Origin of the sequence: Arenibacter sp. 6A1 (assembly GCF_012272855.1) — a bacterium.
In the GTDB taxonomy this organism is placed as follows: domain Bacteria; phylum Bacteroidota; class Bacteroidia; order Flavobacteriales; family Flavobacteriaceae; genus Arenibacter.
The window spans coordinates 1-12,199 of sequence record NZ_JAAXCQ010000022.1 but is presented as its reverse complement, the minus strand read 5'-3'; the positions used below and the strand labels follow the sequence as shown (position 1 = coordinate 12,199).

Here is a 12,199-nt window from a genome sequence, read left to right as displayed (position 1 = left end):
ATAACCAAGGTAGCTCACCAATATTGAGAAGCGAGCATAGGCTGTAAACCTTTTGGTTGTTGCCCTATATTATAATTTAGACGCCAACGTTTTATGTTATTGATATATACCCACAAAATTACCTCGAGGTTTACGTATGTTATGCGACATATATTTACCAAGGTGTTAGGGATAGAAATTACTTATACTACCAAGGTAGAGGATTTTATTAAGCATTCCGGGCCAAAAATCACCTATACCAAACAGCCCTTACAAAACGAATTCTTTGTCCGTAGCAATGATTTACTATTTGAACAAGGGATCAACGATTTACAAATTCACGTATCGGATTGGGAAGGGACACCATGTTTTTTTGCCGCTGGTGACCGCAGTAGTGTGCCTTTCGATATTTTTTCTGCCAGTTTTTACCTGCTGAGCCGTTATGAGGAGTATTTGCCACATGTAAAAGATATGCATGGGCGGTTTTCGCCCAAGGATAGTTTGGCCTATCAAAATAAATTTTTACAAAAACCTGTGGTCGATATTTGGGCCTATAAGTTGCTGGATAAATTAAAGGAGCGCTTTAAGGAACTAGATTATAAACTGAAGCCATATCAATATATTTCGGTAATAGATGTAACTGCCTCCCATAGTTTTTCCCATAGAGGATTGGTGAGGGGCTTGGGCGGACTCCTCCTAGATTTGGCGTCCTTGCGTATAAAACGGGTTTTTCAACGGGTTGCCGTATGGGCAAATGTAAAAAAGGACCCTTATGATAATTTCTTTGAGCTCTTAGATGCCCATAAAAAATATAGTATCAAAGGGATGTTCTTTTTTCAGTTTGCAGAGTATTCTACCTACGACAAGAATGTGTCCCCAAATAATAATCAGTTTAAACATCTTATTAAATCTGTTGCCGATTATAATATTGTAGCGTTGTCATGCTCTTATAGTTCCTTCAATGATTTAAGCTTGTTACAGCAAGAGAAAAAGAACTTGTCCAATGTTATCCATAGACCTATTAATAATTGTAGGTTACGGTATAACAGGGTAGATGTACCTATAACATATAGAGATTTGATTGATGCCGGATTTACGGATGATTACACCATGGGGTATAGTCATGAAATAGGGTTTAGGGCAGGCACTTGTACCCCATTTTATTTATATGATATTACGTTGGAGGTTCAGCAGCCCATTAAGGTACATCCCTTTTCTGTGCACGATTACGGCTTGTTAAAATACCAAAATAAGGAGGATGCCCTATTGGCTGTAAGCTCCCTGTACAAGGAGGTGAAAAAGGTCAATGGCAAATTTATCACGGTATTTTCCAATGAACTTTTAGGAGGTGAGGGTACCGTAGAATGGAAAGAATTATATGCTAATGTAATAGAAAAAGTACATGTATAAAGAAACAGTTACCGATGTGTTTTTTGATTTGGATCATACCCTTTGGGATTTTGAAAAGAATTCGGCTTTGACCTTCGAGAAAATTCTAGCGGAAAATTTCGTGCAAATTGCCTTGGACGATTTTCTTAAGGTGTATGTGCCGCTAAATATGGATTTTTGGAAATTGTTCAGAGAAGGAAAAATAACAAAGGAGGAACTGCGATATCAAAGATTAAAAACTACCTTTGTGCGCTTGGGATATTCAGTGTCCGATGAGCTTATATATCGATTGTCTGATCAGTATATAGAATATTTATCGACCTATAACCATCTTTTTCCTAATACGATGGAAATTTTAAATTATCTAAAACCTTCCTACAAGCTTCATATTATTACCAATGGCTTTCAAGAGGTTCAGGATAAAAAGTTGCGTAATGCCAATATTGATAGCTTTTTTGGGCAGGTTGTAAATTCGGAAATGGCGGGAGTAAAGAAACCCGATCCGGTAATTTTTCAATTAGCCTTACAAAGAGCAAATACCCTCCCCGAAAGATCTATGATGATAGGGGATAGTATAGAAGCGGATATTTTAGGAGCCAAGGCGGTGGGGTTTCATACCCTTCACTTTAATGCCCACAAAGAACCTGCTCATGGATATTGCGATATTATACACGATCTGGAGGAAATAAAAACCTATTTATAAGGTTATACTTTGTAACAGACAGTTAGCGTAATTCCTATTTACTAGTTTAGGGTTGGCTACTTATATTTATTGAGGATGAAAAGGATTTTAAAAATAGCAATGATATTAGCCCTAATGGCAACAGGGGTATCATGTGTAGAACGTCAGGATTTTGATCAGTATCAAGATTTGGAAATTACTCCAACGGTGCCGGCTAGCCTTTTGTACTATGAAGTTTCAGAAACGGCCATAAACAACCTCCCTCCAGGAGTATTTGGTTTTAGTGAAGACTACAATTTTGATGCTTTTAATGAAGATTTTATAGCCGATAGGGTTATTGAAGGCAGTATTACCTACCAAGTTGTAAACACTACCTCTAAGTCTTTAGATATTATGGTTACGTATTTAGATGAAAACGGTATTATTTTAGATAGTGCTGATTTGTCCGTAGGCCCTGCAATCAATGAACCAATCGTTTTGGATGATACCGTAGAGTATAACCAAGCGGACACCCAAAGAATCATAAGAAATATTTCGAGTATCAGACTAAGTGTAATTAATCGGGGTGACAATGCTTCCCAGTCTACCTTGGATGATCCTAAAATTATTTTGAAATCCAGTGCGGAATTCAAGATTCGATTAAAATAAGAATGTATAGATTAATTTTATTTTTTGCTTTGTTGTGCTGCAGTTTTGTGAATGCCCAAAACAAAGAACTCCTGTATGATTTTACCGATATTCCGCAAGCCCTGATGCTTAATCCGGGAATGCAGACAGATTTTCAATGGTATGCCGGTATCCCTGGGCTATCCGGAATTTCTTATCAAAATGGCTCTAGTGGGGTGACCGTAAACGATATTTTTGCCGATGATGGTTTAGATATTAACGACAAGGTTCGGGACCGTTTGATCGAAGGAATGGGTAGTGGCGATGACCTTAGCGGCACCTATCAGGTTGAACTGTTGAGCGGAGGCTTTAGGGGGAGGAACCCAACCAATTTTTATTCCTTCGGAATTTATAATGAAGGGGATGCTATTGGGTATTGGTTTAAGGATTATGCGATACTAGGTTTCGAAGGTAATGCAGATTATATCGGAAAGGAATTTAATTTAGGGCACCTTAAAACGCGTGGTGAAATACTGAATGTTTATCATTTTGGGATCAATAAAAAGATCAATAGGGAACTGACCGTTGGAGGACGAGCCAAAATATATTCTGGTGCTGTGAATTTTAACAGCACTAAAAACCGTGGTTATTATGTCACAGAGGAGGGGGAAAATAATCTTCTGGCAAATACCATAGATGCCGATATGGAGTTTAGATCTTCGGGAATAGAAGAGATTTACCGTGCCATAGATGAAGATCCCGATCGTTTATCGGGAATTTTAACAAAGCGGTTATTTTTTGGAGGCAATCTAGGGCTAGGGGTCGATTTTGGGTTTTCTTATCAGCTGAATGAGCAAACTGTTATGACCGCTAGTGTTTTAGACTTGGGCTTTATTTATAATAGCACCAATGTTCGTAATTATACCGTAAAAGGAAAGGCTACTGTTGAGGGTATCGAAGTGATCTTGCCCGATGCCTTTGCCCCAACGGAGACTGACTTTTGGAAGGAATTGGTAGATAAGGTAGAAGCATTGGTCCCTTTTAACCAAAGCAAACAAAACTATATTTCTTTTCGGCCTACCAAGCTATATGGATCCCTGCGGTATAACTTTGGAGAGACAATGTCTTCTCGTGATTATTGTGGATGCGATTATAGATATGCTAGCTATCGGGGTAGCGAGAGATATGTAAACGCAGTGGGAGCACAATTATATGCCATCAACAGGCCAAGGGGGCCGCAAGCAGCGCTTACCGCCTTTTATTTGCGTAGATTAGGGAATTCCCTGGCATTAAAGACCACCTATACCATCGATAAATATTCCTTTTCAAATATAGGGTTGGGGCTAAATGTACAGGCAGGTCCGGTAAATTTTTACGCGATGGTGGATAATCTTCTAGCCTTTGAAAATATAGCAGATAGCCATTACACTTCTTTTCAGTTAGGATTAAATATCATAACTTGGGGCAAGAAATAAGTCTGAGTCTATAGCAATCAATTTACGATTCTTATGAAATGAGCATGGCCAAAAGCTGGTCGCAAAGGCGAATTCAGCTATGCAAATTACGTGGGAACGTTAAAACAATAAATAAAACCCATATGAAAAATATTATAGTATCCCTGTGCTTTCTTTTTAGTTATTACGGGATGGCACAATCTGACATAAATAATTATAAGTATATCATTGTTCCTGCAAAATTTGAGGCCTTTAAGTCAGAGAACCAGTACTTGACCAGTACCCTGATGAAACAGCTTTTTGTAGAAAACGGATTTACAGCGGTCTACGACAATGATTTGCCAGAAGAGCTGATGGTAGATCGTTGCAAAGGCCTATTGGTTAAATTAATAGACGACTCTTCCTTGTTCACTACCAAGGTAAAGCTGTCTCTAACGGATTGCGCTAATAAAGAAGTGTTTCTTACGGGAGAAGGTAGAAGCAAGGAAAAGGAGTATAGGGCTGCGTATTCAGAAGCCATAAAAAACAGTTTTAAGGACATTGCAAAATTAAATTATACCTATACGCCCAAGGACAAAAATGCTATGGTATCCATTAGTTTTAAGGACGATGTCGTACGCTTGCAAGACCCAGCGGAAAAGGATAAAAATATAAGGTTTGGAGATGCCGCTGAAAATGAAGCAGCAACTAAGCAGCAACAGCTAGTAGAGCAAAAGGCTACCTTGGAGGAACAATATTTTAAAAGTATGGAACCCGTTGCTGCCGATCCTGCTTTGCATCACGTAAAACTTATAAAGGATACCGCGGTTTTGTATGCCCAAGCCATTACAAACGGCTATCAATTGGTAGATAGTACTCCTAAAATCACCATGAAGTTGTATCAAACCAGTCTCAAGAATTTTTATATGGCCAAAACGGACCAACAGGTCGATGGTATTGTTTATAAAAAGGGCGAGAAATGGATTTTTGAATATTACCAAGGTGAGGAGTTGATCAATAAGGAGCTGAATATTAAATTCTAAGAGCGGCTACAGCGACACTTGTGAACAATTAAGAATAATGGTTTGTAATGGGCGAATGGCTCATAGCAAACCATTATTTTTTGTTTCTACTTTAATGCGGTTTGGCGGTCTTTTAGAGTGCCTAATCTCCGGCTCTATATGGGCGTTCCCCTATCGGGTCGCTCTTTCCGCTGTATCTTTTTTAAACGGCTCATGGCCTATTAAAAAAGGATGCCGCTGCAATAGCTAACGCAAGATTCCATGGAACGATTACCCAAAGGTACCGCACAGAAAATGCAAGGACCTGCAGTTAGAATAAGGTTTCAGCCTGCGCCTTGGCTTTAGCAGGTTGATAATAATCATTGAAAAATATATTGGGAAGTTAGCCCCTTTTGCGGGTATGGGGAAATAATCCGTACCTCTTCGGACAAGTTGTGGGACTAGCGGCGAATATGATTTATTGATCTATCCTTATTAAGCTTGCCCGCTTTAGATATTTGAACTTCCCTGATTAGTGCTAAAACTGTTTATGGTTCCCTGAATTCCGCGTTAGGGACAGCGGCGGCATCCCCGCAGCAGCGCAAGGGATATAGCCAATGGCCCGACCGACGAAGGAGGGAACGCCCAAACAATAATGCTACAAGGTATAAAAGCATTTCATTTACTTAATTTTATTGAGCGGCCCTACAGCTTTCTTATTCGATGAGGTGGGTTGTACATTGCGATGCACACCTTTTCTACAAATCGTATTTATCCTTCCAGCGGTTCTTTAAAAAGTCTTTTAAGGAATTTTCACGTGGATTGTTTCCAGGCTTATAGAGGCTGGTGCCAGACAATTCAGTTGGAAAAAACTCTTCGGCTACAAAATTATTGGCGTAGTCATGGGCATACTTGTACTCCTGTCCATACCCTAGATCCTTCATTAATTTGGTTGGGGCATTTCGCAGGGCAATAGGAACGGAAAGATCACCGGTTTGTTTTACCAATTGCTGGGCGTGGTTAACGGCCATATAGCTAGCGTTGCTTTTAGGCGAAGTGGCCAAATAAATGACGCACTGACTTAATATGATGCGCGCTTCTGGGTAGCCAATAGTGGTTACCGATTGAAAGGTAGTATTGGCCATGACCAAAGCCGTGGGGTTGGCATTGCCTATGTCTTCGGAAGCCAATATAAGCAAGCGACGAGCGATGAATTTTACGTCCTCGCCCCCTTCGATCATTCTGGCTAACCAATATACAGCAGCATTGGGATCGCTGCCGCGGATAGATTTTATAAAAGCAGATACGATATCGTAATGTTGTTCCCCAGTTTTATCGTATAATACGGTGTTTTTCTGAATTTTACTTAGAACGGCTTCATCCGTAATAGTGATGGTATCCGAGGCCTCGGAATTTACGATGAGTTCAAAAATATTTAACAGTTTACGGCCATCACCTCCAGAAAGGCGCATGAGTGCCTCGGTTTCTTTAAGCGTTATTTTTTTCGACTTCAGGTAATCGTCAATCTCCATAGCCCTGTAGAGCAAGGCTTCCAGATCTTCCTTTCCAAAAGCATTTAGGATATATACCTGGCATCGTGACAATAGGGCGGGAATAACCTCAAAACTTGGGTTCTCGGTGGTAGCACCTATAAGGGTAACCCAGCCTTTTTCAACAGCGGCCAAGAGAGAGTCTTGTTGCGACTTGCTAAAACGATGAATTTCATCAATAAAAAGAATCGGGTTTTTAGCGGTAAAAAGTCCGCCACTTTGTTTGGCCTTTTCAATGACCTCCCTAATGTCTTTAACGCCACTGTTAATAGCGCTTAAGGTATAAAATGGGCGTCCGCTTTCCTGGGCGATAATATTGGCCAAGGTAGTCTTTCCGGTGCCTGGGGGCCCCCAAAGGATTAAGGAAGGTAAAATGCCTTTTTTAATTTGATGGGTCAAGGCTCCTTTTTCACCGACTAGATGATTTTGGCTGATATAGTCTTCGAGGGTTTTAGGGCGTACCCTTTCTGCAAGTGGCTCGTTCATGGTATAAAAGTAAGATAAAAATTATACATTATAATTTATGGTCTACAGGAAAAACCTGGTAGGCTTAACAACGAAATATGGGCTTTGGATTAGTATGTGTGCAGGACTCTTATTCCCAGAGCATTCCCCTGGTATTACTTTATAGTATTTAAAAAAGTTTAGAATTAGGAGACAATATGTTACATTCGTATAGCACCATGTCCTAGAGTTTTTTTGGTGTTCGTTATGACAGAGCAGAAGTATTTTACATATTCGGATTGGATACTATTAGTTCCTTTGGGTGCTGTACTTTCTATATGGACGGTCTATTGGGCAGAGCTCCAATTTGGCATAAACCTAAATGAGTATGGTGTTTACCCTAGGACTTTAAAAGGATTAAGAGGGGTTGTTTTTAGTCCCTTTTTGCATGCTTCTGTGGAACATCTTTATAATAATACCATACCATTGGCGATCCTTTTGGCGGCATTGGTATATTTTTATAGGAGTATAGCACTGCGTATAATGGTAGGGGGGGTGTTGCTCTCTGGTTTAATGACCTGGGCCATCGGTAGGCCTTCGTATCATATTGGGGCAAGCGGTGTTATTTATCTGTTGGCAAGTTTTATTTTTTTTAAAGGAATTTTTACAAAACACTATCGGTTGGTGGCCCTATCTCTTATAGTGGTGTTTGTGTATGGTAGTTTGCTATGGTATATTTTTCCCGTAAAGGAAGATATATCGTGGGAGGGGCATTTAGGTGGGTTCCTGAGCGGGTTGCTGTTGGCTATCCTTGTCAAGGCCAAATTGCCAGCTGTAAAAAAATACGATTGGGAGCATGAAGATTACCCAGAAGAGGATGATGTATTTCTACAACATTTTGATGAGGACGGGAATTTTATAGAACAAAAAGAAAATGGAGCCGACACAAGTGTAGACTCCATTCAAATTATTTACGAGTATAAGGAAAGGAAAAAAGATCCCTAATTTAAGCGTTGTCTTACCGCTTCGTACAAAAACACTCCACAGGCAACAGATACGTTTAACGAACCTATTTCTCCTAATAATGGTAGTTTTGCCGTAGCGTCCGAGGCTTTTAAAATGGATGGGGTTATACCCACATCTTCCGAGCCCATTACAATTGCTGAAGCTTCTTTTAGGGAAACGTCATAAATGGTGCTTTCTGTTTTTTCAGTAGCAGAAATTACCTTAATGCCAGAGGCCTGTAAATAGAAAACAGCATCCTTTAAATGGTTTACTTTGGCAATAGGTACTTTAAAAGCGGCCCCTGCAGAAGTTTTAATGGTATCTGCAGTTACTGGAGCGGCACCTTTCTTTTGTATGATGATACCGTCTACACCGGTACATTCGGCAGTTCTAATAATTGCGCCAAAGTTACGGACATCGGAAAGCTGATCTAGCAATAGGAACAAGGGAACCTTGTTTTCATTTGCCAGCACTTTCTCGACCAATTCTTCGAGTTCGTAAAATGCGATGGGCGAGATAGAGGCAATAACCCCTTGGTGGTTTCCTCTGGTAAGCCTGTTTAGTTTTTCAATAGGGACATAGGAAAAACCTATGCCGTTTTTACGGATCAAGGTCTCTAGTTCCTTGATTAAATCCCCTTTTAATCCCTTTTGTATAAAAACCTTATCCAAGGTTTTACCGGCGTTTATAGCTTCTATAATAGCGCGAATCCCAAAAATTTGGTAGTCCTCATTTTTCATCTGGCAAAGGTATAAAAAATTGAAGTTGTTATGGGGGAAAATTTTCATTAGAACATTTGATTTATACTTTAAGGTATTGTATCAGTGATTCATATTGCTTTAAACTTGATGGATGGTGTCTTATTTTTTGGGCTGTATAATTTTGGAGAATAAAAAAAGAGGCATTCAAATTAATGTATGCCTCTTTCAAGTTTAACTATTGTAAAGTATAAGGAGTGTTCCTTTAGAATTTTAATTCATGGTAAAGGTGACTGCTGCTATGGCAGGGCCACTCTAGGATTTGAAGGGCTATTTTTTGCTATTTCAAGTATAAACCAATAAAAGTTGTATTAAACAATGCTGTTATTTAGACATGCACTTTCTTTAAATAAAAAGTCGCCTAAAACTTAATTTAGGCGACTTTTCTTGAGTATTAAAAAGTTTGCTGTTTACTATTAGTTTCTAACCAGCTTTTGTAAAAATTCCCTAGTAGCTCCTGCACCTCTAAAATAACCGGTGGTAAGTTCTATAATATGATGTCCATCTGCTTGTAAAGTAGCTTTGTTGGTCTCATCTGTACATGGAACCATTTCAAATTTTCCGCCAGCACAGTTCATAATTGGAGATCCATTCAGTAAGGTCGGAGTTCCATCAGGGTCATTGCCTAAAACGGTTATAACATTAGTTTCTGCATCTACCGTAAAATAGAAATCGTTTCCATCAGGCCAGAAGGCAATACCTTCATGTCTGTACAATCCTGGTGCAATAGCGGCAACAACAAAGGTTCTGCCTGCGTAACTAGCGATATAATTTCCAGAATTCCAATATTCACCAACTTCAACCGTGTAAGTTCCTGCCAAAGTATTAGAGTCAAGAGCCTTCAGGGTGATAGCGGTAGTGTTGTTATCGGATACCGATTCTGATGAACTTGTAATTTCAAGAACAATGTCCTTAAATTCAAAAGGAACCAAATTTCCGGTAAGGATCTTTATACTCGCTATTACCGAAGTCTCACCTGCTGGGATGGTATAGGAGGTGGCATTCAACTCAAATTCTACACCTTCCTTAGCTTCCGAATCAGCACTGGTGGCAATAGATACTTCAACGTCTCTGTCTAAGGGTACATTTTTTCCACCGAAAAAAGTGATGGCAACCTCATAATCAATAGGCGTGTTTTCAGGATCCTTTATGATATTTAATTCGGCTTTCGTCTTTTCGAATTGAGCCAATATTGGTCCTTGACCAAAATCGGTTTCATCTTGTTCGAGAAGTGCATCGCAGGAAACCATGAACATGGCAGCAATTGCGACTGCAACATAATTTAGTTTATATAATATATTTTTCATCGTTTGAATATTTTATTTCCAAAATGGGTTACTAGTAAATGCGTCACCAACAGATTGGGAAGGAACATTGTTTTTGTTTCTTGCTACCTCAGATGCTGGGTATAACAGTCTTACTGGACGTACACCATCAGATTCTGCAGGGACAGGTAATCCTGCTGGAAAACCGGTCCTTGTTTTTTCAATCCACAATTCAATAGAGGAAGTACTGTTCAATGCCACCCATTTTTGTGTAATGATTGCTTCTATTTTATTAGAAGAAGAGGTCCATCCTACATTAATCAAATCTTGCGTGTAGTAGGCCTGTGCAGCAGCTTCGGCATCTTCGACACCTAGGTAGATATAAGACTCTGTAATGGCTTCATTGTAAAGAGCCTCTGCAGCAGCGTCTCCACCAGGGATGTAACCTCTAACAGCAGCCTCTGCCTGAAGCAATAAGCTTTCAGAAAGTAACATAATTGGTTGGTCCTGATCAGCACTTCTTAGAAGGCCTGGACCTACTTTTGAAAGATCATTACTGGTGAATCCGCTTCCTGGAAGTACCGTAGATTGTGGAGCACCTTTAAAGGCACCTCCTGATTGAGCAGGCGCATAAATTCTAGACAAACGGTCATCATTGGTTTCGGCTAAGAAGTCCAAGGCATAATCACTAGCTACTGTAAAGTCACCTCTATCGGTTTGTGAATTGGTGTTTACATTACGGAAATAACCGTAAAAAGGACTTTGTTTGTCTGAAGCATCAGAATAACCAGGATTTACATTAACATCGGATGCGATATAACCAGCACCATTAGCGTTGATTAATGCAATTTGATCCTTGATGTAGCTGTCTTGTCCTGTGTTGCTCAATCTAACCAACATTCTAAGCTTAATAGTGTTGGCAAAGGCAGCCCATTCGTCCATATGGCCATTAAAGATAATATCTTGTGACCCTGGATCTTCAGCGGTGTCTGGTAAGTTTAATGCCAAGGTGGCCGCTTGTGTCAAAGCATCGATATTGGCTTTGTAAACGGTTTCGGCATCGTCATACTTTGGAGTCGTATTTGCTCCTCTTTGATTTGCCTCGCTATAAGGAACATCGCCATAAAGGTCTACCAAATATTGGTATTGGAACCCCTTAAGGGTAGATGAAATAACCTTGTAAGCACTATAATCAACTGCGCCAGTAGGGTCTTCATAAGTTTCTATATACGTCAGGTTTTTGAAGATATCTACATAACTGGTCTCAAAAACAGTCGTGAAGAAGTTTGTGGTAACGTTATATCTAGCAAAATCTGCGTTGGCAGACCAGTTAGAGGGTGTAGCCCAGTTGTAGGCCATATATTGGCCCAAGTAGGTCATTGATCTGGCATTTAAGTTTGCCAAACTCGCCTGTGCCACCGGCAAAGTCAATTGCGGGGTAGAAATAGGAGGATCATTTGGATTGTCGTTGACATCCAAGTAGTCACTACAGCTCACGGCTCCCAACAAAATGGCGAGCAGTAATATGGTAGAATTTTTAAAATTTCTTGTTTTCATGTTTTTTTTTTAAAAAGTTACAGATAAGTTTAAACCAAACTGTCTAGTCGGAGGAGTCTGAGACTGTGTACCAACTCCTATAGCGTTTCCTGTGGTGAAGTTAAATTCAGGATCGGTATAAACATTGTCCTTTGGTCTTAAGGTCAAAAGGTTACGGCCGTACAATCCAATGGTTAAGTTATCTACTCCTATTTGTTCCAATACTTTTTGGTCCAAAGAATAGGTTAAAGAAACTTCCCTTAATTTAAGGGTGGTCGCATCTGTTACATAATTTTCTTTTACATCGTTATATGAATCCCAAAAAGCATTCCCGCCTCCTGATGTCAAACGGTTATTGTTGGCTACATATCCGCCAGATCCGTCTTCGTAAGATGAGTTAGGGAAAACAAATGGTTGTCTTCCAGCGGTAGCACTGTGTTTAGTTAATTTAGCCATCCCCTGAAAAAAGAGTTGAATAACTGTTGAAGTATTGATTTTGCTAGTGTTTTGAGGTGATTTAAAATAGGAAAACTGTTTAAAAAGCTGTAATT

General features: G+C 39.7%; 10 protein-coding genes and 1 pseudogene. 6 read left to right on the top strand and 5 right to left on the bottom strand.

Translation table 11 applies throughout. From position 1 onward, the window contains the following. Positions 1 to 141: 141 nt before the first annotated feature. The 5 genes from HCG49_RS16310 (at position 142) to HCG49_RS16290 (ending at position 5,132) form a co-directional block, all read left to right on the top strand. On the top strand, positions 142 to 1,389 hold the full coding sequence (locus tag HCG49_RS16310) for a polysaccharide deacetylase family protein (protein ID WP_240938724.1): 1,248 nt from the start codon (positions 142 to 144) through the stop codon (positions 1,387 to 1,389). Continuing rightward, positions 1,382 to 2,071, top strand: a complete 690-nt coding sequence (locus tag HCG49_RS16305) for a YjjG family noncanonical pyrimidine nucleotidase (RefSeq protein ID WP_168470587.1) — start codon at positions 1,382 to 1,384, stop codon at positions 2,069 to 2,071. The genes HCG49_RS16310 and HCG49_RS16305 overlap by 8 nt, the downstream gene beginning before the upstream one ends. A 75-nt stretch (positions 2,072 to 2,146) precedes the next feature. After that, positions 2,147 to 2,698 carry a hypothetical protein gene (locus HCG49_RS16300; RefSeq protein WP_168470586.1) on the top strand — a complete coding sequence of 184 codons (552 nt, stop codon included), beginning with the start codon at positions 2,147 to 2,149 and terminating at the stop codon, positions 2,696 to 2,698. Positions 2,699 to 2,700: 2 nt separating this feature from the next. After that, positions 2,701 to 4,131: a DUF5723 family protein gene (locus tag HCG49_RS16295; protein ID WP_168470585.1), complete on the top strand. Its 1,431-nt coding sequence runs from the start codon at positions 2,701 to 2,703 to the stop codon at positions 4,129 to 4,131. A gap of 122 nt (positions 4,132 to 4,253) precedes the next feature. After that, positions 4,254 to 5,132 (top strand): hypothetical protein, encoded by an 879-nt coding sequence (locus HCG49_RS16290; protein WP_168470584.1) that lies wholly within the window; start codon positions 4,254 to 4,256, stop codon positions 5,130 to 5,132. A 716-nt stretch (positions 5,133 to 5,848) separates the two neighbouring features. On the opposite strand, the gene HCG49_RS16285 is transcribed toward HCG49_RS16290, so the two are convergent. Then, positions 5,849 to 7,126 (bottom strand): replication-associated recombination protein A, encoded by a 1,278-nt coding sequence (locus HCG49_RS16285; protein WP_168470583.1) that lies wholly within the window; start codon positions 7,124 to 7,126, stop codon positions 5,849 to 5,851. 225 nt (positions 7,127 to 7,351) lie between these two features. On the opposite strand from HCG49_RS16285, the gene HCG49_RS16280 reads away from it, so the two are divergent. Further along, the gene (locus tag HCG49_RS16280; RefSeq protein WP_168470582.1) at positions 7,352 to 8,089 is read left to right on the top strand and encodes a rhomboid family intramembrane serine protease; all 738 of its coding nucleotides are present in this window, start codon (positions 7,352 to 7,354) and stop codon (positions 8,087 to 8,089) included. Here HCG49_RS16280 and rlmB read toward each other — a convergent pair. The 4 genes and pseudogenes from rlmB to HCG49_RS16260 all read right to left on the bottom strand — a co-directional run. Next, positions 8,086 to 8,829, bottom strand: a complete 744-nt coding sequence (rlmB, locus tag HCG49_RS16275; RefSeq protein ID WP_168470581.1) for a 23S rRNA (guanosine(2251)-2'-O)-methyltransferase RlmB — start codon at positions 8,827 to 8,829, stop codon at positions 8,086 to 8,088. The two genes, HCG49_RS16280 and rlmB, sit on opposite strands and share 4 nt — an antisense overlap. 434 nt (positions 8,830 to 9,263) lie before the next feature. Further along, positions 9,264 to 10,154, bottom strand: a complete 891-nt coding sequence (locus HCG49_RS16270) for a hypothetical protein (RefSeq protein ID WP_168470580.1) — start codon at positions 10,152 to 10,154, stop codon at positions 9,264 to 9,266. Between the two features lie 12 nt (positions 10,155 to 10,166). Beyond that, positions 10,167 to 11,669 carry a SusD/RagB family nutrient-binding outer membrane lipoprotein gene (locus HCG49_RS16265; protein WP_168470579.1) on the bottom strand — a complete coding sequence of 501 codons (1,503 nt, stop codon included), beginning with the start codon at positions 11,667 to 11,669 and terminating at the stop codon, positions 10,167 to 10,169. Between the two features lie 9 nt (positions 11,670 to 11,678). After that, positions 11,679 to 12,199 (bottom strand): annotated as a pseudogene (locus HCG49_RS16260) (hypothetical protein); the annotation flags it as partial.

What these genes read in the sequence shown, in the direction of transcription:
- HCG49_RS16310 (WP_240938724.1), top strand. Translation starts at nt 142, where the DNA reads ATGCGACATATATTTACCAAGGTGTTAGGGATAGAAATTACTTATACT.
- HCG49_RS16305 (WP_168470587.1), top strand. Translation starts at nt 1,382, where the DNA reads ATGTATAAAGAAACAGTTACCGATGTGTTTTTTGATTTGGATCATACC.
- HCG49_RS16300 (WP_168470586.1), top strand. Translation starts at nt 2,147, where the DNA reads ATGAAAAGGATTTTAAAAATAGCAATGATATTAGCCCTAATGGCAACA.
- HCG49_RS16295 (WP_168470585.1), top strand. Translation starts at nt 2,701, where the DNA reads ATGTATAGATTAATTTTATTTTTTGCTTTGTTGTGCTGCAGTTTTGTG.
- HCG49_RS16290 (WP_168470584.1), top strand. Translation starts at nt 4,254, where the DNA reads ATGAAAAATATTATAGTATCCCTGTGCTTTCTTTTTAGTTATTACGGG.
- HCG49_RS16285 (WP_168470583.1), bottom strand. Translation starts at nt 7,126, where the DNA reads ATGAACGAGCCACTTGCAGAAAGGGTACGCCCTAAAACCCTCGAAGAC.
- HCG49_RS16280 (WP_168470582.1), top strand. Translation starts at nt 7,352, where the DNA reads ATGACAGAGCAGAAGTATTTTACATATTCGGATTGGATACTATTAGTT.
- rlmB (WP_168470581.1), bottom strand. Translation starts at nt 8,829, where the DNA reads ATGAAAAATGAGGACTACCAAATTTTTGGGATTCGCGCTATTATAGAA.
- HCG49_RS16270 (WP_168470580.1), bottom strand. Translation starts at nt 10,154, where the DNA reads ATGAAAAATATATTATATAAACTAAATTATGTTGCAGTCGCAATTGCT.
- HCG49_RS16265 (WP_168470579.1), bottom strand. Translation starts at nt 11,669, where the DNA reads ATGAAAACAAGAAATTTTAAAAATTCTACCATATTACTGCTCGCCATT.